This is a genomic window from Pseudomonas sp. MYb541, from assembly GCF_037479595.1.
GTDB classification, from domain to species: Bacteria; Pseudomonadota; Gammaproteobacteria; order Pseudomonadales; family Pseudomonadaceae; genus Aquipseudomonas; species Aquipseudomonas canadensis.
In genome coordinates this window covers 142,567-164,138 of sequence record NZ_JBBGYS010000007.1, presented here as the reverse complement: position 1 = coordinate 164,138, position 21,572 = coordinate 142,567, and the positions used below count along the sequence as shown (strand labels likewise).

Annotated in this window: 16 protein-coding genes; 14 read left to right on the top strand and 2 right to left on the bottom strand. The window is 61.0% G+C overall.

Features of this window, described 5'->3' with window-relative positions; all coding sequences use genetic code 11:
• Nucleotides 1–176: 176 nt before the first annotated feature.
• Nucleotides 177–611: a YkgJ family cysteine cluster protein gene (locus WH299_RS06780; protein ID WP_017529542.1), complete on the bottom strand. Its 435-nt coding sequence runs from the start codon at nt 609–611 to the stop codon at nt 177–179.
• Nucleotides 612–851: 240 nt separating this feature from the next.
• Between WH299_RS06780 and WH299_RS06775 the strand changes: the two genes are divergently transcribed.
• The 6 genes from WH299_RS06775 (at nt 852) to WH299_RS06750 (ending at nt 10,524) form a co-directional block, all read left to right on the top strand.
• On the top strand, nt 852–3,302 hold the full coding sequence (locus WH299_RS06775) for a glycogen/starch/alpha-glucan phosphorylase (protein ID WP_126569688.1): 2,451 nt from the start codon (nt 852–854) through the stop codon (nt 3,300–3,302).
• Nucleotides 3,303–3,502: 200 nt separating this feature from the next.
• The gene (locus tag WH299_RS06770; protein ID WP_339549905.1) at nt 3,503–7,021 is read left to right on the top strand and encodes a DUF2339 domain-containing protein; all 3,519 of its coding nucleotides are present in this window, start codon (nt 3,503–3,505) and stop codon (nt 7,019–7,021) included.
• On the top strand, nt 7,021–8,373 hold the full coding sequence (locus WH299_RS06765) for a DUF3999 domain-containing protein (RefSeq protein WP_339549906.1): 1,353 nt from the start codon (nt 7,021–7,023) through the stop codon (nt 8,371–8,373). Before WH299_RS06770 ends, WH299_RS06765 begins: the two co-directional genes overlap by 1 nt.
• Before the next feature lie 109 nt (nt 8,374–8,482).
• The gene (locus WH299_RS06760) at nt 8,483–9,493 is read left to right on the top strand and encodes a class 1 fructose-bisphosphatase (protein ID WP_003237460.1); all 1,011 of its coding nucleotides are present in this window, start codon (nt 8,483–8,485) and stop codon (nt 9,491–9,493) included.
• Between the two features lie 176 nt (nt 9,494–9,669).
• Nucleotides 9,670–9,924, top strand: a complete 255-nt coding sequence (locus WH299_RS06755; protein ID WP_010213853.1) for a hypothetical protein — start codon at nt 9,670–9,672, stop codon at nt 9,922–9,924.
• A gap of 30 nt (nt 9,925–9,954) precedes the next feature.
• The gene (locus WH299_RS06750; protein WP_028615380.1) at nt 9,955–10,524 is read left to right on the top strand and encodes a lipocalin family protein; all 570 of its coding nucleotides are present in this window, start codon (nt 9,955–9,957) and stop codon (nt 10,522–10,524) included.
• A 130-nt stretch (nt 10,525–10,654) separates the two neighbouring features.
• Here WH299_RS06750 and WH299_RS06745 read toward each other — a convergent pair whose 3' ends face one another.
• Nucleotides 10,655–12,019, bottom strand: coding sequence for a formimidoylglutamate deiminase (locus tag WH299_RS06745; protein WP_122730413.1), 1,365 nt, complete (start codon nt 12,017–12,019; stop codon nt 10,655–10,657).
• 147 nt (nt 12,020–12,166) lie between these two features.
• Here WH299_RS06745 and hutC point away from each other — a divergent pair, with 147 nt between their 5' ends.
• The 8 genes from hutC (at nt 12,167) to hutH (ending at nt 21,560) form a co-directional block, all read left to right on the top strand.
• Nucleotides 12,167–12,877, top strand: coding sequence for a histidine utilization repressor (hutC, locus tag WH299_RS06740; protein WP_232920667.1), 711 nt, complete (start codon nt 12,167–12,169; stop codon nt 12,875–12,877).
• Nucleotides 12,874–13,434, top strand: a complete 561-nt coding sequence (locus tag WH299_RS06735; protein ID WP_339549904.1) for a HutD/Ves family protein — start codon at nt 12,874–12,876, stop codon at nt 13,432–13,434. The genes hutC and WH299_RS06735 overlap by 4 nt, the downstream gene beginning before the upstream one ends.
• A 402-nt stretch (nt 13,435–13,836) precedes the next feature.
• The gene (gene hutU / locus WH299_RS06730) at nt 13,837–15,522 is read left to right on the top strand and encodes a urocanate hydratase (protein ID WP_256656584.1); all 1,686 of its coding nucleotides are present in this window, start codon (nt 13,837–13,839) and stop codon (nt 15,520–15,522) included.
• Nucleotides 15,523–15,666: 144 nt separating this feature from the next.
• Nucleotides 15,667–17,112 carry a purine-cytosine permease family protein gene (locus tag WH299_RS06725; protein ID WP_068933863.1) on the top strand — a complete coding sequence of 482 codons (1,446 nt, stop codon included), beginning with the start codon at nt 15,667–15,669 and terminating at the stop codon, nt 17,110–17,112.
• Between the two features lie 69 nt (nt 17,113–17,181).
• Entirely contained in the window at nt 17,182–18,147 is a 966-nt protein-coding gene (locus tag WH299_RS06720) for an ABC transporter substrate-binding protein (protein WP_122730418.1), read from the top strand.
• Between the two features lie 71 nt (nt 18,148–18,218).
• Nucleotides 18,219–19,070, top strand: a complete 852-nt coding sequence (locus WH299_RS06715; RefSeq protein WP_028615386.1) for an ABC transporter permease — start codon at nt 18,219–18,221, stop codon at nt 19,068–19,070.
• On the top strand, nt 19,067–19,891 hold the full coding sequence (locus WH299_RS06710) for a quaternary amine ABC transporter ATP-binding protein (protein ID WP_050572407.1): 825 nt from the start codon (nt 19,067–19,069) through the stop codon (nt 19,889–19,891). The genes WH299_RS06715 and WH299_RS06710 overlap by 4 nt, the downstream gene beginning before the upstream one ends.
• A gap of 160 nt (nt 19,892–20,051) precedes the next feature.
• Nucleotides 20,052–21,560, top strand: coding sequence for a histidine ammonia-lyase (gene hutH, locus WH299_RS06705; protein ID WP_126569683.1), 1,509 nt, complete (start codon nt 20,052–20,054; stop codon nt 21,558–21,560).
• The last annotated feature ends 12 nt before the right edge of the window (nt 21,561–21,572 follow it).

Here is a 21,572-nt window from a genome sequence, read left to right as displayed (position 1 = left end):
CTAAAAAAAACCCGCCCCGGGTCGAAAGACGGGGGGCGTTTTTTTATGCCTGGGATTTTGCGTTTACTGTGCTGGCCTCATCGCGGGCAAGCCCGGCTCCCACATTGGAATGCATTCCAACTGTGGGAGCTGGCTTGCCTGCGATAGGGCCCTCAAGAACCCTGCAAAAATCTGGATCAGAACTTATCGAGCGTCTTGAACTTGGTCTCGCGCACCACTTCCTTCGGCTTGTACGCGCAATACCCTGGCCGCGGCCCGATTTTCGGGTGGTTGCGGCAAGTATCCGGGCGCTTGTCATAAATAGTGCAGAAGCGCGTCTTACGATCCAGGTACAGGCAATCGTTGTTGCTCATGCGCTGCAGGGTAAAAATCTCGGATTTGGAATTGAAGCGCTCGACGATGCCTTCTTTCTGCAGCCGCTTGGCGATGTTCTTCGGCGGGTCGCCGCGCTCGAACTCATCGACGATACCGATGCGGATCAGGTCCTTGATCTTCACTTCGACCGGCAGCGTGCAGCAGCTGGACACGCAACCACCGCACATGTGCGCGGAATATTTCTGCCACGTTTCGAGACGGTCGAGTTCCGCGGCGGCGATCAATTGAGGCTTCATCAGGGTTCCAAAAGGTGGGGCTGTATCCGGGCGCGCGATCATACCGGGATTGGTGATTTTTTGAACAATATTTTGTGGGTTTCGGCCAGAAGGTGCGCGTTTGCCAAAAGCAGGCACGGCCAATGCATCAAAACCCTGCAAAGGTAAATGCGTTAAAAAACTGCCGAACCAGAGCGTCTACCGTCTGTCAGACCGTCTAGGCTCTAGCAACTCCTTCTATCTCGCCCGAGGTCGCAATTGATGTCTCAGGAACCACTTGCACGAGAAGCAGAGGTAGCCGCATTCCGCGATGCCGTCTTGACCAAACTCACCTACGCGGTGGGCAAGGACCCGGATCACGCCTTCGACCACGACTGGTTCGAAGCCATTGCCCTGGCCGCACGCGACCAGATGGTCGATCACTGGATGGACCACACGCGGCGCATCTACCGCAAAGGCCAGAAGCGAGTTTATTACCTTTCCCTGGAGTTCCTCATCGGCCGCTTGCTCTATGACAGCCTGAGCAACCTGGGCGTGCTGGAGATTGCGCGCGAAGCGCTGTCGGAGCTGGGCGTCGACCTGGAGCGCATCCGCCTACTGGAGCCCGATGCGGCGCTGGGCAACGGTGGTCTGGGCCGCCTGGCGGCGTGCTTTATGGAAAGCATGTCGACGTTGGGCATTGCCGGCCATGGCTATGGCATCCGTTATGAACACGGCCTGTTCCGCCAGGCGATTGTCGATGGTTGGCAGCAGGAGCAGACCGAACACTGGCTGGATTTCGGCAACCCCTGGGAATTCGAACGCCCTGAAGTGGTGTACCCGATCGGCTTCGGTGGCAGTGTTGAAACCCTGGATGACGGCACCGGCAAGATGATTCAGCGGTGGACGCCGAACGAAACTGTGCGCGCCATTGCCTATGACACTCCGGTCGTCGGCTGGCGCGGCGCCAGCGTCAACACCTTGCGCCTGTGGCGTGCTCGCGCAGTGGAAGACTTGCACCTGGAACGTTTCAACGCCGGTGATCACCTGGGCGCCGTCGCCGAAGTAGCACGTGCCGAAAGCATCTCCCGAGTGCTTTACCCGGCCGACAGCACCGAAGCGGGGCAGGAATTGCGCCTGCGCCAGGAATACTTCTTCGTCGCCGCCTCCCTGCAAGACCTACTGCGTCGCCACAAGAACATGCATGGCTCGGTACTCAGCCTGGGCGAACACGCGGCGATCCAACTCAACGACACCCACCCGTCCATCGCCGTGGCCGAGTTGATGCGTCAGTTGGTCGACCTGCATGACATTCCGTGGGAAGCCGCGTGGGATGTGACGGTCGAAACCCTGTCGTACACCAACCACACGCTGTTGCCCGAGGCATTGGAAACCTGGCCGGTCGGCTTGATGGAACGCATGCTGCCCCGGCACATGCAGATCATCTATCTGATCAACGCCCAGCACATCGATTCGCTGCGCGCCAAAGGTATCCACGACTTTGACGTACTACGCGCCGTGTCGCTGATCGAAGAAGACAACGGCCGCCGCGTGCGCATGGGCAACCTGGCGTTCCTTGGCTCTCACAGCGTCAATGGCGTGTCCGGCCTGCACACCCAGTTGATGCGCAGCACAGTGTTCTCCGAGCTGCACAAGCTGTACCCGGAGCGCATCAATAACAAAACCAACGGTATTACCTTCCGTCGCTGGTTGTACCAGGCCAACCCCAAGCTCACGTCCATGCTGGTGGAAGCGCTCGGCCGGGATATTCTCGACAAGCCCGAAGAGCGGCTGGTGGAGCTTGAGCCGTTTGCCGAAAAACAGACGTTCCGCAAGGCATTCGCCGAGCAGCGTCTGCACAGTAAGCGTGCGCTGGCGGACATCATTCATGAGCGCCTGGGCATTGCAGTCAACCCGGCGGCGATGTTCGACGTGCAGGTCAAGCGCATCCACGAATACAAGCGCCAGTTGCTCAACCTTCTGCACACCGTGGCGCTGTACCAGGCGATCCGCGCCGAGCCGGGCACCGATTGGGTGCCGCGTGTGAAAATCTTCTCGGGCAAGGCGGCGGCCAGTTATCACCAGGCCAAACTGATCATCAAGCTGACCAACGACATCGCCCGCACGGTCAATAACGACCCGACGGTGCGCGGATTGCTCAAGGTGGTGTTTCTGCCCAACTACAACGTGAGCCTGGCGGAAAGCATCATCCCGGCAGCGGACTTGTCGGAGCAAATCTCCACCGCCGGCTTTGAAGCCTCGGGCACCAGCAACATGAAGTTCGGCCTCAATGGCGCGCTGACCATCGGCACCATGGACGGCGCCAACGTCGAGATGCACGAACGCGTCGGTGCCGAGCATATGTTTATCTTTGGCCTCAGTGCGCAGCAGGTGGAAGCGCGCAAACACGCCGGTGAATTCAACGCCGGGGCCGACATTGCAGCGTCCCATCGGTTGAATGATGTGCTGCAAGCGATTCGGGGCGGGGTGTTCTCGCCGGATGATCCGGGCCGGTACGTGGGGCTGATCGATGGGCTGATCGACTACGACCGTTTCCTGGTGTGTGCCGACTTCGATTCGTACTGGGACGCTCAGGCGCGGGTCGAGGCGCATTGGCATGACTCCAAGGCGTGGTGGCGTTCGGCGGTGCTGAATACCTCGCGCATGGGCTGGTTCAGTTCGGACCGGACCATCAGGGAGTACGCGACAGAGATCTGGAAAGCTCTCGACTAAACATCGCTGGCCTGCACATGTGTGCGGGCTTATGTGGGAGCTGGCTTGCCTGCGATAGCATCACCTCGGTGTGACAGATACACCGAGGTGTCTACATCGCGGGCAAGCCCGGTCCCCACATAAGCTTGCTTCCACATGGGGTCTGCGTCGATATACTAGGCGCCAGTTTGCCTGCCTCGGGCTGCTTAGGGATATCGACCATGCAATGGATTTTCATGCTGATTGGCCTGGTGCTCGGCTGGACGCTCGATGAGTCGTTCAGTGACGCGGGCATCGGTGCGCTGTTGGGCTTGGGCATTGGCCAGGCGATTCGCCTGTCAAAGCTGGCGACTCAGGCGGACCAACAGGCGCGTCAGTTGGAAACCACGCAGAAGGCGCTGATTGCGCTGGGTGATCGTCTGCGGCAGATGGAAGTGCCCACGCCGCCGAGCAATATCGTCGGCGAAGCCCCAATCCCTGAACCCACACCTGTTGCCAAAGCGCCCGATCTGGTTTGGGAGCTGCCGGCCGAATTGGCGCCGGTTGCCATCGTTGCCGAACCAAGCCAGCCGCTGCCGGCTGATGTATGGGCGCCCGTCCCGATAACAGAACCTAAAGAACCTGCCATCCCCCGTGGCCCCAACTTGATCGAGCGCGCCATTAGTGGCGCGCGCAATTGGTTGTTCGGCGGCAACACCGTGCTGCGTGTCGGCGTGGTGCTGTTGTTCCTCGGTCTGGCGTTCCTGTTGCGCTATGCCACCGAAGGCATGGTGGTGCCGATCGAATTACGTTACGCCGGGGTGGCTGCTGCTGCATTGGGCCTGCTGGGGTTGGGCTGGTGGCTGCGGCTGCGCAACAGCAACTATGGTCTGATGCTGCAAGGCACCGGGATCGCGGTGCTGTACCTCACGGTGTTTGCCGCGATGCGCCTGCACCCGTTGATCGATCCCGGTGCGGCCCTGGGCTTGCTGGTGGCGGTCACGGTGTTTTCGGCGATCCTGGCAATCACCCAGGATGCGCTGGGACTGGCCTGTGCAGCGGCGCTCGGCGGTTTTGCGGCGCCGATCCTCACGTCCACCGGCGCCGGCAACCATGTGGCGCTATTCAGTTACTTTGCCTTGCTCAACGCGGGCATTCTCGCCATCGCCTGGTTCAAGGCCTGGCGCCTGCTCAACCTGATCGGTTTTGTCGGCACCTTTGGGATCGGCTTCGCCTGGGGCATGCGCTCCTACACGCCGGAATTGCTGTGGAGTACCGAACCGTTCCTGATGCTGTTTTTCCTGATGTACCTGGCTATCGGCCTGCTGTTCGCCCGGCGTAAATTGCTGGAGATGCGCGACGCGCCCGAGGATGACAGCCGTGGCGCACTGCTGCGCTGGTCGGCGGCCAAAGGTGATTATGTCGACGGCAGCATGCTGTTCGGCCCGCCGCTGGTGGGTTTCGGCTTGCAGTTTGCGCTGGTGCAGCACCTGGAGTTTGCCGCAGCGTTCAGCGCCTTGGGCCTGGGCATCGTCTACATGGGCCTGGCACGACTGCTGAGCGGTGGGCGCGCCTTGCTGCTGGCGGAAACCTGCCTGGCCTTGGGGGTGATCTTTGCCAGCCTGGCCATCCCCCTGGGCCTCGACGCGCGTTGGACGGCGGCGGCCTGGGCGGTGGAAGGCGCCGGCATTTTCTGGCTCGGCTTGCGTCAGCAGCGGCCGTTGGCGCGCGCATTTGGCCTGTTGCTGCAAGTGGGTTCGGCGCTGGCGTTCCTCAGTGAATTGCGTTCCGGTGAGCACACCTTGCTCAGTGGCGCGCCGCTGGGCGCGCTGTTGCTGGGCGCTGCGTTGTTGTTCAGCTTTGACCAGTTGCGCAAGGCGTCCGAGGAGCAGTCCTCAGACTGGGAGCGCAAAGGCCTCCCGGTGTTGGCGAGCCTTGGCTTGAGCTTTTTGTACCTGCTCGCGCCCTTGTTGCTGGATACCCAAGGCACCGCTGTGAGTTGGGCAATCGCTGGCCTGGTGACGCTTTTTATAGGCCTGCGCATCGGCTCGCGTACCTTCCTGTTCACTGCATTCGCTGTGCAATTGCTGGGTGGCGCGGTGTTCCTGCTGCGATTGCAAGGTGGCGACGGCGCAGCGGTGTTCAATGCCGGTTGGAGCGGTTTGCTCACGGCGTCGTTGATTGGCTTGGCCTTGATCGGCGGCATGTTGTTGGCGGCGCGTGACGACATCGTGCGCAGCGATGTGCGACTGCTGCGCGGTTTGTCGGTGGTGCTGTTGGCGGGCCTCGTATTGATCAACCTTGCGGTGCTGTTCGTGCTGCCGTGGGAAAGTGCCAGTGGCGTGTGGGCGGCCAGTGGCCTGTTGGTCATCTGGCTGAGCCTGTACCTGCAACAGCGGGTTAGTTTTGTGTTCGGCTTGTTGCTGCAATTGGTGGGGGGCGGTTCTTTCCTGCTGGCGGTACCGGAGTTGCTCGGGCCACTGACCAGCGAGGGGCTGCGTCCGTTGGCCCACAGCGGTTTCTGGACGCCGATGGTACTGGGCCTGGCTGCGCTGGTCGGCGCCTGGCGCTTGCAGCGCGAACCCCATGCGCCGGTGTTTGCCGTGTTGAAGCTGCAACGCCTTTGCGACTTGCTGTTGGTCTGGGGCGCGGCTTGGTGGACGTTGGCGCTGATCGGCGAAGTGTTGCGGTTTATTCCACAGGAATTGCAGGGGGCATTCCTGCTGGGGTGCGCGGCAATCAGCGTCGCGATCTGGATGCTGCTGGCTGCGCGCCTGAAGTGGGTGTCGCTGGGGGTGTTGTCCACCCTGCTGATGCCAGCGGTGGGCTTGGTGTTGCTGGTATACGGGCATACTTATTACCACCCCGCGGCGGAGTACGGCTGGCTGGCGTGGTCGGCGGTATTTGTGGTGCATTTCATCTCGCTGCGACGCCTGGCGGTGATTGTGCCCGCCAAGGCGTTGAGCGTGGCCCACGTACTCGGCTGCTGGATGCTGATCGGCATATTGGCGCTGGAGTTGCGCTACGGTCTTCTGAGGTTTACTGCCGAGTACAACGCCTGGCGCTGGCTGGGCTGGGCGATCCTGCCAAGTCTCTATCTCGTGCTGGCCGCTTCGCCACGTCGTTGGCCATGGCCGGTGGCGGCGTATCCAAGGGAATATCGGGTGTTGGCGGCCGTGCCATTGGCGGTGCTGATGCTTGGCTGGTTCTGGCTGGCGAACAGCTTCAGCGACGGCACGGCCAAACCGCTGCCCTATGTGCCGCTGGTCAACCCGCTGGACCTGGGCCTGCTCTTTGCGCTGCTGGGTGTGTATTGGTGCGCGCGAAGTGTCGCGCCGCTACGGGGGCCGCGTACCGAGCTTGTCGCCCAAGGTGTCGTGGGTGTTTCGCTGTTTGCCTTCTTCACTGCGCTGGTGATGCGCACTGCCCACCATTGGGGCGGCGTGCCGTTTCAACTGGATGCGTTGCTCGAATCCATGCTGGTACAGGCCGGCCTGTCGATTGTCTGGACCCTGATCGCTCTCGGCCTGATGATCGGCGGCCACCTGCGCCATCGCCGCGAGGTGTGGCTGATCGGTGCAGTGTTGATTGCGGTGGTGGTCGCCAAGTTGTTCTTTGTCGAACTGAGCAACCGCGGCGGTCTGGCGCGGATCGTGTCGTTTATAGGTGTGGGTGGGCTGTTGCTGGTGGTGGGTTACTTCGCACCGCTGCCACCCAAGCGCGCCGAACCGGTGTCGGACACTGAAGGAGCATCCTCTTGATCGGTAAGTTGAGCGTGGCCGTGCTGGGCCTGTGTACGACCTTGTCTGTGTGGGCGCAGGAAACGCCGGCCGACTTCACCTCCCAGGTGCCGCTGAACGTCAGCGGCAGCGGCCCTTGGTATCGCCTGGAGCTGCCGCTGGCGGTGCAATTGAACGCGCGCCAGGCCGATCTTGGCGATGTGCGCGTGTTCAACGCCGCCGGCGAGCCGCAGGCCTATGCGTTATCGCGTCAGGCCTCGCAGCGCAGCGAAAGTCGCAACGTTACGGCGGTGAAGTGGTTCCCGCTGTACGCCGCCGACACCCAGCAAGCCCTGCCAGACGTGGTAATGAAGGCCACCACTTCCGGCACCCTGGTGGAAATCAAACCGTCCACAGCCCCCAAGCCCGGCAAGCAAGTGCTGCGGGGCTGGGTATTGGACGCCAGTGCAATCAAGGCGCCCCTGCAGCAATTGAGCCTGGACTGGAGTCGCGAGCAGGAGGGCTTCCAGCGTTTCAGTATTGAAGCCAGTGATGATTTGCAGCACTGGAAAGCCTGGGGCGATGGGCAAGTGGCGCGCTTGTCATTTGCCGATGACCGGGTCGAGCAGCATGACGTGAACTTGCCGGGGCAATCGGCGCGTTATTTGCGGCTGGTGTGGCAAGGCCAGGCGGCGCCGTTGTTGACGTCGGCCAAGCTGGAGAGCGCCACTAGCAGCACCTTGCCGATGCCGTTGGTGTGGTCGCAGGCCTTTCCAGGGGAGCGGCTCAAGGCGGGAGAGTACAGTTGGCAATTGCCGACGGGGCTGAATGTCGAGCGCTTGCGGGTCGAGTTGAAGCAGCCCAACACGCTGGCGCCGGTGACGTTGTCGGGTCGAAGTGACGCCAAGCAGACCTGGCAGCCGTTGAGCAATGGCCTGCTGTACCGCCTGACCCAGAACGGCAAGGACGTGGTGCAGGATGAATTGCAGTTGCCGGGCCAGACGGTTGCCCAGTTGAAGTTGCAAGTGGACGAGCGGGGCGGTGGACTGGGCGTCGAAGCCCCCGCCTTACGCGTGGCCGTGCGTGCCACGCAACTGGTGTTCCTGGCGCGGGGTGAGCCGCCCTTCAGCCTGGCGCTGGGGAACGCATCCGTGAAAGCCGCGAGCTTGCCACTCTCGACGCTGATTCCCGATTACAGTCCCGAGCGTTTGAAGGCGCTGGGCCAGGCTACCTTGCTCGGAGAAATCGCGGTCAAACCGCCTGCGATTGCCGCCTTGCCCGAAGACGGTACCGACTGGAAGAAACTCGGCCTGTGGGCCGTGTTACTGCTCGGCGTGGCGGCACTGGGTGCCATGGCCTACAGTTTGCTGCGCAAGCCGTCGGTGGCACGTTGAATAAAGTCCATGAACTCTATTGGGTTTAAATCCTCTGATAGGAGGAAATACGCCCCGACTCGCGTTAAACTGCGCGGGTTTTCAAGCCCCCCATTTTCCGGAGCCTTACATGTCCCGCGTTACCTTGAGTCGCTATTTGATTGAGCAGACCCGCAGCAACAACACGCCTGCCGATCTGCGCTTCCTTATCGAAGTGGTGGCGCGTGCTTGCAAGGAAATCAGCCACGCCGTGTCCAAAGGCGCATTGGGTGGTGTCCTGGGCAGCATGGGCACTGAAAACGTGCAGGGCGAAGTGCAGAAGAAACTCGACGTGATCTCCAACGAGATTCTGCTCGAAGCCAACGAATGGGGCGGTCACCTGGCCGGCATGGCGTCCGAAGAAATGGACAATGCCTACCAGATCCCCGGTAAATACCCGAAAGGCGCCTACCTGCTGGTGTTCGACCCACTGGACGGTTCGTCCAACATCGACATCAACGCCCCGGTCGGCACCATCTTCTCGGTGCTGCGTTGCCCGAACGAATACCTGAGCCAGAACGAAGCCCTGAACGAAAAGGCCTTCCTGCAGCCAGGCACCGAGCAGGTTGCGGCCGGTTACGCCATTTACGGCCCACAGACCATGCTGGTGCTGACCCTGGGCGACGGCGTCAAAGGCTTCACCCTGGATCGCGAGATGGGCAGCTTCGTACTGACCCACGAAGACATCACCATTCCTGCGTCCACCCAGGAATTTGCGATCAACATGTCCAACCAGCGTCACTGGGAAGAACCTGTGACCCGCTACGTGGGCGAGTTGATGGCCGGCGAAGAAGGCCCGTTGAAGAAAAACTTCAACATGCGCTGGGTGGCCGCAATGGTTGCCGACGTGCACCGTATCCTGACCCGTGGTGGCCTGTTCATGTACCCACGCGACAGCCGCGAGCCGTCCAAGCCAGGCAAACTGCGCCTGATGTACGAAGCCAACCCGATGTCCTTCCTGGTTGAGCAAGCGGGCGGCGCGTCCACCGACGGCCACCAGCGTATCCTCGACATCCAGCCTGAAGGCCTGCACCAGCGTGTGGCGGTGTTCCTGGGTTCGAAGGAAGAAGTTGAGCGTGTGACGGCGTATCACAAGAAGTAAGTTGATGCGATAAGTGAGCGGCGTTGTTGTGAGCCGGTTCACCCTTGAAGAAGCCCCGAAACGTTTCAGCGTTTTCGGGGCTTTTTTGTTTTCGCTCATCGGGAACCAGACACCTCTTTTCCCTTCTAAGCTTCTGGCAGATACCCACGCTGCTTAGTCCCTCCAGGAGTTTTTCCATGTCGTTACGCCGTCTCGCTTTGCTGGCTTTTTGCGTGTTGTTGGGCGCTTGCAGCAAGGTCAATCAAGAAAACTACGCGAAGTTGTCGGCTGGCATGGCCAAGGCTGAAGTGGAGTCGTTGCTGGGTAAGCCGACCGATTGTTCCGGCGCGCTGGGTATGTCCAGTTGCACCTGGGGCGATAAAACCAGCTTTATCAGCGTTCAATATGCCGGTGACAAAGTTCTGATGTTTTCCGGGCAAGGCCTGAAGTAAACCGGGGCGAGAGCCTGCGGGAGAAGAAGAATGATGCGTTTTGTTTTGTTCCTTTGTGCCAGCCTGTTTTTGGCGGGCTGCGCCAGCCATTCTGGCGATGATCTGCAACCCAAGACAGCGAGCAACGTCAACCTCAAGCGTTACCAGGGCACCTGGTATGAGTTGGCCCGATTGCCGATGTACTTCCAGCGCAACTGCGCGCAGTCCGAAGCCCGCTACACCCTGTTGCCCGATGGCGACATGTCGGTGTTCAACCGCTGCCTGACGACTGAATGGAAGTGGGAAGAAGCCAAGGGCACCGCCACCCCGCAAGTGCCGGGCAAAACCGACAAGCTCTGGGTGGAATTCAATAACTGGTTCACCGCGCTGTTGCCGGGCGTCGCCAAGGGCGATTACTGGGTGTTGTATGTCAGCGATGACTACAAGACCGCGATTGTGGGCAGCCCGAGCCGGCGTTATATGTGGATCCTGTCGCGCACACCGACGGTCAGTGCGGACACCCGCGAAGACCTGTTGAGCAGGGCGCGGCAGCAGGGGTATGACACCACGCGATTGATCTGGCGTACGTCCGACAAGCAGATGGCAAAGACCTCACAATAACCCTGGGCCACCGCCGATCAAAAAATGTGGGAGCTGGCTTGCCTGCGATAGCATCACCACGGTGTAACTGATACACCTTGGTGCTTGTATCGCAGGCAAGCCAGCTCCCACATTTATTATGTGTCGCGTGTTAGCCCAGTAGCGCTCTCAAGACTTGCGTGAACGCCCGGCTGCTTTCTTCTTCGCCGGCATGATGCCCATCGCGCACCACCCACTTTCCATTCACCAGCACATCCCGCACCTGCCGATCCCCACCCGCAAACAGCCAGCGATTCAGAATCCCATCCTCTGTTGCCGTCGCCAGGTATGGATCATTGCCATCCAGCACAATCCAATCCGCACGCTTGCCCACTTCCAGCCGACCAATCGGTTGCCCCAACGCTTGGGCGCCGCCGTCCAGCGCGGCATCAAACAGCGTACGGCCGACCATCGGCTGATCACTGCGATACAAACGATTACGCCGCTGATCGCGCAGGCGCTGGCCATATTCCAACCAACGCAACTCCTCCACCACGCTCAATGACACATGGCTGTCGGACCCGATGCCCATGCGTCCGCCTTGGGCCAGAAACTCCACCGCCGGGAAAATCCCATCACCCAGGTTAGCCTCGGTGGTCAGGCACAAGCCGGCAATCGCGCGGCTCTTGGCCATGCGTGCGACTTCATCCGCATCGGCATGAGTGGCATGCACCAGGCACCAGCGCTCATCCACTTCAACGTTGTCATACAGCCATTGCAGCGGGCGTTTGCCGCTCCAGGCCAGGCAGTCTTCGACCTCCTTCTGCTGTTCGGCGATGTGGATATGCACCGGGCACGCCTTGTCGCTGGCGGCCAGCACGTCATTGATTTGCTGTGGCGTCACCGCGCGCAACGAGTGGAAACACAGCCCCAACTGCTGCGCCGTTTGTGCGGCGAGGATGGGTTTGAGCTGCGCCTGCAGGTCTAGGTATTGCTCGGTGCTGTTGATAAACCGCCGCTGGCCTTCATTCGGCGCCTGGCCGCCAAAACCGGAGTGGGTGTAAAGCACAGGCAGCAGTGTCAGGCCAATCCCGCTGCTGGCCGCCGCCTGGCTGATCTGCCGTGACAGTTCCGTGCGATCGGCATACGGCTGGCCGCTGACGTCGTGATGCACATAGTGAAATTCGGCCACTGAGGTGTAGCCGGCCTTGAGCATCTCGATATACAGCTGTTGCGCGATCACCTGCAATTGTTCCGGGCTGATCTTGCCGACCATGCGGTACATCAGGTCGCGCCAGGTCCAGAAGCTGTCATTCGGATTGCCCGCCACTTCGGCCAAACCGGCCATGGCGCGCTGGAATGCATGGGAGTGCAGGTTCGGCATGCCCGCCAATACCGGGCCTCTCAGCCGTTCGGCACCCTCTGCGCTGGCATTGGCCTCAACCTTTGTCAGCAGGCCCTCAGCGCTGACTTCAAGACGTACATCATTGGCCCATCCATTAGGCAGCAGCGCGCGTTCGGCAAAGAAAGCGGACATGATCAAGGCACCCCGGTCGTGTGTTTATTTGTATATACATATACAGACGTTTGCCTGCTCGGTAAACTCCGGCAATCTATGCATCTTTTCCCCCTGCAAGGATTCCCTGTGCCGACTCCGCCTGCCAAGTCTTCGCTGGCTGCCCACATGGACGAAAGTCCGGCGCCCTTGTATGCCCGCGTCAAACAGATGATCAGCCAGCAGATTCTCAACGGCAACTGGCCACCCCATTACCGCGTGCCGTCCGAGAGCGAACTGGTCAGCCAGCTGGGTTTCAGCCGCATGACCATCAACCGCGCCCTGCGTGAACTCACCGCCGAAGGGTTGCTGGTTCGCATGCAAGGCGTCGGCACCTTTGTCGCCGAGCCCAAGAGCCAGTCGGCCCTGTTCGAAGTGCACAACATTGCCGATGAGATCGCCTCGCGCGGTCATCGACATACCTGCCAGGTCATCCACCTCGGCGAAGAGGCCGCCGGTTCCGAGCGTGCTGTCGCGTTGGAGATGCGTGAAGGCGGGCGTGTTTTCCATTCGTTGATCGTGCACTTCGAAAACGACATTCCCGTGCAAATCGAAGACCGCTTCGTCAATGCCCTGGTCGCGCCGGAATACCTGCAGCAGGATTTCACCCAGCAAACGCCGTATGCCTACCTGAACCAGGTGGCGCCGCTGACCGAAGGCGAGCACGTGGTCGAAGCCATTCTTGCCGACGCTGCCGAGTGCAAGCTGCTGCAGATCGAACCTACCGAGCCGTGCTTGTTGATTCGCCGACGCACCTGGTCGGGCCGCCAGCCGGTGACCGCTGCGCGTTTGATCCACCCCGGTTCCCGTCACAGCCTTGAAGGACGTTTCAGTAAATGAGTAGCGTAAAAGTCTGGCGCGCCGCTGAGTACGTCCGCATGCCGTGGAAAAACGGCGGCGGAAGCACTGAAGAAATCACCCGAGATGCCGGCGCAGGGCTGGACGGCTTTGGCTGGCGTTTGTCGATTGCGGATATCGCAGAGTCGGGCGGGTTTTCCACCTTCGCCGGCTACCAGCGCGTGATCACCGTGATCCAGGGCGCCGGCATGGTGTTGACCGTAGACGGCGAGGAACAGCGCGGGTTGCTACCGCTGCAAGCCTTTGCGTTCAAGGGTGACAGCCAAGTGTCATGTCGCCTGATCACCGGGCCGATCCGCGACTTCAACCTGATCTACTCGCCCCAGCGTTACCACGCGCGGCTGCAATGGATTGATGGTGAGCAACGTTTCTTCAGCACGGCGCAGACAGTGCTGGTGTTCAGCGTGGCGGATGAAGTGAAGGTGCTGGACCAGAAACTTGGCCATCACGATTGCCTGCAAGTGGACGGTAACACTGGCCTGTTGGACCTCTCCGTAACGGGTCGCAGCTGCATCATCGAACTGACCGCTCGCGATTAAAACCTGTGGGAGCGGGCTTGCCCGCGAATGCGGTGTATCAGTACCAGAGAGGCTGGCTGACCCACTGCATTCGCGGGCAAGCCCGCTCCCACATTTGTTTTGTGGTGAGCAACAGAACTGTTTCCAACCCTCGCACCACTTTGTTACCGAATGCCCCAACGTGGCGCAAAACCACGCCATCGCGCCAAACCTCCCTTGCTGTAAAAATCCTCCGTAAGAAATTTCATTAAGTCTCCAAGCCTTAATTTCCAAGGCTTGCGCGTCCTTTCCGAAAAAATCTCAACAGCACCCTCAGCAAGTTGGCCGCTTGATTGCATATGCTTGTATGTACAAGTAAAGATGTGTGCGTAAGACTCTCCTTCGCACCATCCATGTTCGCGCATCATGCCGAGGAGTCCAGTCGTGACCGATTTTTCTAAAGCCAGGCCTACAAAATACCGTGACGTCGAAATCCGTGCCGCCCACGGTAACAAGCTCACCGCCAAAAGCTGGCTGACTGAAGCGCCGTTGCGCATGCTGATGAACAACCTCGACCCGCAAGTGGCCGAGAACCCGAAAGAATTGGTGGTGTACGGCGGTATCGGCCGTGCGGCGCGCAACTGGGAGTGCTACGACCAGATCGTCGAGAGCCTCACTAACCTGAATGACGACGAAACCCTGCTGGTGCAATCCGGCAAGCCGGTTGGCGTATTCAAGACCCACAGCAACGCCCCACGTGTATTGATCGCCAACTCCAACCTGGTGCCGCACTGGGCCAGCTGGGAACACTTCAACGAACTGGATGCCAAGGGCCTTGCCATGTACGGCCAGATGACCGCCGGCAGCTGGATCTACATCGGCAGCCAGGGCATCGTCCAAGGCACCTACGAAACCTTCGTCGAAGCGGGTCGCCAGCATTACAACAGTGACCTGACTGGCCGTTGGGTGCTCACCGCCGGTCTCGGCGGCATGGGCGGCGCGCAACCTTTGGCCGCAACCCTGGCCGGTGCCTGCTCGCTGAACATTGAATGCCAACAAGTCAGCATCGACTTCCGTCTGAACAGCCGCTATGTCGACGAACAAGCCACCGACCTCGACGACGCCTTGGCGCGCATCGCCAAGTACACCAAGGAAGGCAAGGCTATCTCCATTGCCCTGCTGGGTAACGCGGCGGAAATCCTGCCGGAACTGGTCAAGCGCGGCGTGCGCCCAGACATGGTCACCGACCAGACCAGCGCCCACGACCCGCTCAACGGCTACCTGCCAGCCGGCTGGACCTGGGACGAATACCGCGCCCGCGCCAAGACCGAGCCGGCTGCCGTGATCAAGGCGGCCAAGCAGTCGATGGCCGTGCACGTCAAAGCCATGCTGGAATTCCAGAAACAAGGCATTCCGACCTTCGACTACGGCAACAACATCCGCCAGATGGCCCAGGAAGAAGGCGTGGAAAACGCCTTCGACTTCCCGGGTTTCGTACCGGCCTACATCCGCCCACTGTTCTGCCGTGGCATTGGCCCGTTCCGCTGGGCGGCACTGTCGGGCGACCCGCAAGACATCTACAAGACCGACGCCAAAGTCAAAGAGCTGATCCCGGACGACGCCCACCTGCACAACTGGTTGGACATGGCGCGCGAGCGCATCAGCTTCCAGGGCCTGCCGGCGCGTATCTGCTGGGTGGGCCTGGGCCAGCGCGCCAAGCTCGGTCTGGCATTCAACGAAATGGTACGCAGCGGCGAGCTGTCGGCGCCGGTGGTGATTGGCCGTGACCATCTGGACTCCGGCTCGGTATCCAGCCCGAACCGCGAAACCGAAGCCATGCAGGACGGTTCCGACGCCGTGTCCGACTGGCCACTGCTCAACGCCTTGCTCAACACCGCCAGCGGCGCGACCTGGGTTTCGCTGCACCACGGCGGCGGTGTGGGCATGGGCTTCTCCCAGCACTCCGGCATGGTGATCGTCTGCGACGGCACCGACGAAGCGGCTGAGCGAATTGCCCGTGTGCTGCACAACGACCCGGCCACCGGTGTGATGCGTCACGCAGACGCCGGTTACCAGATCGCGATCGACTGCGCCAAGGAGCAGGGCCTCAATCTCCCGATGATCAAATAACCCATGTGGGAGCTGGCTTGCCTGCGATGGCATCCCCTCGGTTCTACTGATAGACCGAGTCGCCCGCATCGCAGGCAAGCCAGCTCCCACAGAAAAGCGGTTTTACACAGGCTTTATGAACAATCCATCAGAGGTTGAACCGACATGGCTGCAAATGACACCACCCCGTTGATCGAAAGGCGTTCGATCGACTACATCCCGGAAGCGGAAAGACACGGTCGTCTATTGAGCCAGTTCACCCTGTGGATGGGGGCCAACCTGCAGATCACCGCGATTGTCACCGGGGCCCTGGCCGTGGTGCTGGGCGGTGATGTGTTCTGGTCGTTGATCGGCCTGTTTATCGGCCAACTGTTGGGCGGCGGCGTCATGGCGTTGCATGCGGCGCAAGGGCCCAAGCTGGGCCTGCCGCAGATGATCTCCAGCCGGGTGCAGTTCGGGGTGTATGGCGCGGCCATTCCTATCGTGCTGGTGTGCCTGATGTACCTCGGCTTCACCGCCACCGGCACGGTATTGTCCGGTCAGGCGCTGGGCCAGTTGTTCGGGGTCAGCGATAGCGTCGGCATCCTGATCTTCGCCAGTGTCATCGTGCTGGTCACGGTGCTCGGTTATCGGGTGATCCACTTCATCGGTCGTGTCGCCAGCGTCATTGGCGTGATCGCCTTTGTCTACCTGTTCAGCCGCTTGATGAGCCAGACCGACGTTGGCGCACTCCTGCAGATCCGCCACTTCAGCTGGAGCAGCTTCCTGCTGGCGGTGTCGCTCGCGGCCTCTTGGCAGATCGCTTTCGGCCCGTACGTGGCGGACTACTCACGTTACTTGCCGAGCAACACCTCGTCGGTGAAAACCTTCCTCGCCGCTGGCGCAGGTTCGGTGATTGGCGCCCAGGTGGCGATGGTCCTCGGCGTGTTTGCCGCGGCCATGTCCAACGGGCAATTCGCCGGTCACGAAGTAGCCTACATCGTGGGCTTGAGTGGCACGGGGGCTACCGCCGCGCTGCTGTATTTCAGCATCGCGTTCGGCAAGGTCACCATCTCTACGCTCAACTCCTACGGCAGCTTCATGTGCATCGCGACCATCATCAGCGGCTTCCGTGGCCGCCTGGAGGTCACGCGCTTGCAACGCCTGGTGTTCGTGCTGGTGATTGTCGGCACCGCGACTTTGATCGCCTTGCTCGGCCAGCATTCGTTCCTCGGCGCGTTCAAGTCTTTCATCCTGTTCCTGCTGGCGTTCTTCACGCCCTGGAGCGCGATCAACCTGGTGGATTACTACTGCATCACCCGCGACCGCTATGACGTGCCGGCGCTGGCCGATCCGAACGGTCGCTACGGTCGCTGGAACCTGCTGGGGATCAGCGTGTACGTCTTCGGCGTGTTGGTGCAATTGCCGTTCATCTCCACCAAGTTCTACACCGGCCCTTTGGTAGCTGCGCTGGGTGATGTCGACATTTCCTGGATCATCGGTCTGGTCCTGCCGGCAGCGCTGTACTACCTGTGTGCGAAAAAATGGCACGGCACGGTGCCCGATCGACTGATCCTGCCAACAGAGCAGGGCGCTATACCAAGAACAAACGGGCTGGCTGCACAAGCCTGATGGGACGTGGACAGGGCAGGATGCCTACTGACTGCCGTAATCCATTTCAAGATTGGGAGCGTCACAACAATGAAAATGCATAAGACCCTGATGGCCACACTGTTCTCTGCGGGCTTGCTGGCGAGCGTCGGCGCCCAGGCAGCTGGCTGGTGCGAATCCGGCAAGCCGGTGAAATTCGCAGGCCTGAACTGGGAAAGCGGCATGCTGCTCACCGACATCCTGCAAACCGTGCTGGAAAAAGGCTACGACTGCAAAACCGACAGCCTGCCGGGCAACTCCATCACCATGGAAAACGCCCTGAGCAGCAACGACATCCAAGTGTTTGCCGAAGAGTGGGTCGGCCGCAGCGAAGTCTGGAACAAGGCCGAGAAGGCCGGCAAAGTCGTCGGTGTCGGCGCCCCGGTGGTGGGTGCCATCGAAGGCTGGTACGTGCCGCGTTATGTGATCGAAGGCGATGCCAAACGCAAGCTGGAAGCCAAGGCACCCGACCTGAAAAATATCGCTGACCTGGCCAAGTACGCCGCGGTGTTCAAGGACCAGGAAGAGCCCTCCAAGGGCCGTTTCTACAACTGCCCGGCTGGCTGGACCTGTGAGCTGGACAACAGCGAAATGCTGAAAAGCTACGGCCTGGAAAATGCCTACACCAACTTCCGCCCAGGCACCGGCCCGGCGCTGGATGCGGCGGTGCTGTCGAGCTACAAGCGTGGCGAGCCGATCCTGTTCTACTACTGGTCGCCAACCCCGCTGATGGGCCAGGTCGACCTGGTCAAGCTGGAAGAGAAGCCCGGTGTGGATAAAAGCGTGAGCATCAAGGTCGGCCTGTCCAAGACCTTCCACGAACAAGCCCCGGAACTGGTGGCCGTGCTGGAAAAGGTCAACCTGCCGATCGACCTGCTGAACCAGAACCTGGGTCGCATGGCCAAGGAGCGAATTGAGTCGCCAAAACTGGCGAAAATCTTCCTCAAGGAACATCCTGAAGTCTGGCACGCATGGGTGAGCGACGACGCAGCCAAGAAAATCGACGCGGCCTTGTAGGTTGAGCGTTTCCGGTTGCCTTCACCGGCAACCGGACGCCCAGCCACAACCCACTGGATCGAGAGCACGATATGTTTCCTGAGAGTTTTACGTTTTCCATCGCCGACTGGGTCAACGGTTGGGTGGATTCACTGGTCACCAACTACGGCGATGTGTTCCGACACATTTCCGACACCCTGCTATGGGCCATCGTCAACCTGGAAGGGTTGCTGCGCGCAGCGCCCTGGTGGCTGATGCTGGCCATCGTCGGCGGCGTCGCCTGGCATGCCACCCGCAAGGTGGTGACCACGGCGGTGATCGTCGGTTTGCTGTTCCTGGTAGGCGCGGTTGGCCTGTGGGACAAGCTGATGCAGACCCTGGCCTTGATGATGGTCGCCACGGTGATCTCGGTGCTGATCGGTATTCCGCTGGGCATTCTGTCCGCACGCAGTAATCGCCTGCGTTCGGTGCTGATGCCGCTGCTCGACATCATGCAGACCATGCCGAGCTTCGTGTACCTGATTCCGGTGCTGATGCTGTTCGGCCTGGGCAAGGTACCGGCGATTTTCGCCACGGTGATCTACGCCGCGCCACCGCTGATCCGTCTCACTGACCTAGGCATTCGCCAGGTCGACGGCGAAGTCATGGAAGCCATCAACGCCTTTGGTGCCAACCGCTGGCAGCAACTGTTCGGCGTGCAACTGCCGCTGGCGTTGCCGAGCATCATGGCCGGTATCAACCAGACCACCATGATGGCGCTGTCGATGGTGGTGATCGCCTCGATGATCGGCGCCCGTGGCTTGGGTGAAGACGTCCTCGTCGGCATCCAGACCCTCAACGTCGGCCGTGGCCTCGAAGCCGGACTGGCGATCGTGATTCTCGCAGTGGTCATCGACCGCATTACCCAGGCCTATGGTCGTCCACGGCATGAGGCGAGCAAATGACTACTGTCAGCAAAATCGAAGTTAAAAACGTCTTCAAGATCTTCGGCGCGCGCTCCAAGGACGCGCTGTCGCTGATCGGCCAGGGCAAGACCAAGGACCAGGTGCTGGCCGAGACCGGCTGCGTGGTCGGCGTGAACGACTTGTCCCTGAGCATCGGCACCGGCGAGATCTTCGTGATCATGGGCCTGTCGGGTTCTGGCAAGTCCACGTTGGTGCGTCACTTCAACCGCCTGATCGACCCCACCAGCGGTGCGATCCTGGTGGACGGCGAAGACATCCTGCAACTGGACATGGAAGCCCTGCGCCAATTCCGTCGGCACAAGATCAGCATGGTGTTCCAGAGCTTCGGCCTGCTGCCCCACAAGAGCGTGCTCGACAACGTCGCCTACGGCCTGAAGGTACGTGGCGAAACCAAGCAGGTCTGCGCCGAACGCGCCCTGCACTGGATCGAAACCGTGGGCCTCAAGGGCTACGAAAACAAATACCCGCACCAGCTCTCCGGTGGCATGCGCCAGCGCGTCGGCCTGGCCCGTGCCTTGGCGGCGGACACCGACATCATCCTGATGGACGAGGCTTTCAGTGCTCTCGACCCACTGATCCGCGCCGAGATGCAGGACCAGTTGCTGGAGCTGCAAAAGACCCTGCACAAAACCATCGTGTTCATCACCCACGACCTCGACGAGGCCGTGCGCATCGGCAACCGCATTGCGATCCTCAAGGATGGCAAGCTGATCCAAGTCGGCACCCCTCGGGAGATCCTGCATTCGCCGGCGGATGAATATGTGGATCGGTTTGTTCAGCGGCGGGCGGCGGTGGTCTGACCCGGATTATGTGGTGAACCGGCTGGCGCTATCGCAGCGGTGCGACGATTCGACAAGCCAGCTCCCACATTTGATCGAGTTCACACAGCTCAAATGTGGGAGCCGGGCTTGCCCGCGATGAGGCCGGCAAGGCTGCACAAGAATTGAAGAAGGTATGAAGATGTCCCAGCCAACAAAAATCATCATCGCCAACGCCCCGCTGCGCTGGCAGGACGTTGTCGCCGTGGCCCGCCACGGCGCGGTGCTTGAACTCTCGGGCCAGGCCTGGGCGCGCATCGACAATGCCCAGGCCATCGTGCAACGCATCGTCACCAGCGGTGAGCGCGCGTATGGCGTGAACACCGGCCTGGGTGCGCTGTGCAATGTGTCGCTCAAGGGCGAACAACTCAGCCAACTGTCGCGCAACACCTTGCTGAGCCATGCCTGCGGCGTCGGCCCGGCGCTGAGCGACGAGCAGACCCGCGCGATCATCTGCGCGGCGATCATCAACTACAGCCACGGCAAATCCGGCCTGCATCCGCAGGTGGTGCATTCGTTGCTGGCGCTGCTCAACCACGGCATCACACCGCAAGTGCCGTCCCAGGGTTCGGTGGGTTACCTGACCCATATGGCCCATGTGGGCGTGGCCTTGTTGGGCGTGGGCAATGTGAGTTACCGAGGCCGCATCGTTCCGGCTCAAGAGGCCTTAAGCGCTGAAGGTTTGCACCCGGTAGTGCTCGGCGCCAAGGACGGGCTGTGCCTGGTCAACGGCACGCCGTGCATGACCGGCCTGAGCTGCCTGGCCCTGGCCGATGCGCATCACCTGCTGCAATGGGCCGACGTGATTGGAGCCATGAGTTTCGAAGCCCAGCGCGGCCAGATCGACGCGTTTGACGAAGAGATCATCGCCCTCAAGCCGCACCCCGGCATGCAGCAAGTGGGTATCAACCTGCGCGCCCTGCTTGATGGCAGCGAAGTGATCGCCAGCAGCAAGGGCATTCGCACACAGGATGCGTTAAGCATTCGCTCGATCCCGCAGATCCATGGCGCGGCTCGCGACCAGGTAGAACACGCCACCCGCCAGATCGAGACCGAACTCAACAGCGCCACCGATAACCCGCTGGTACTCGGTACGCCAGACAATTACCGCGTAGTGTCCCAGGCCAACCCCCACGGACAATCCGTGGCATTGGCGGCGGACATGCTCGCGATTGCCATGGCCGAAATCGGCTCGGTGGCCGAACGTCGCCTGGATCGCCTGATCAACCCGCACGTCAGCGGCTTGCCGGCGTTCCTGGTGAGCAACCCCGGGGTCAACTCCGGGATGATGATCGTGCAGTACGTCGCCGCCTCGCTGTGTGGGCAAAACCGCCAGTTGGCGCAACCGGCGGTGCTCGACAACTTCGTCACCTCGGGCCTGCAGGAAGACCACCTGAGCATGGGCACCAATGCCGCGCTCAAGCTGCACCAGGTGTTGGCCAACGTGACGCAGATCCTCGCCATCGAGTACTTGCTGGCGGCCCAGGCGTTCGAGTTTCTCAAAGAACAACGCTTTGGCGCCGGCACCGGCCGCGCCTGGCGCTTGCTGCGTGAAGTAGTGCCGGCCTACGAGCAGGATCGCTGGCTGGCGCCGGACATTGCGGCCACCGCCCAGCTGCTCAAAGACACCGACTTACCGAATTTCCACTGAAGACTTATTCAA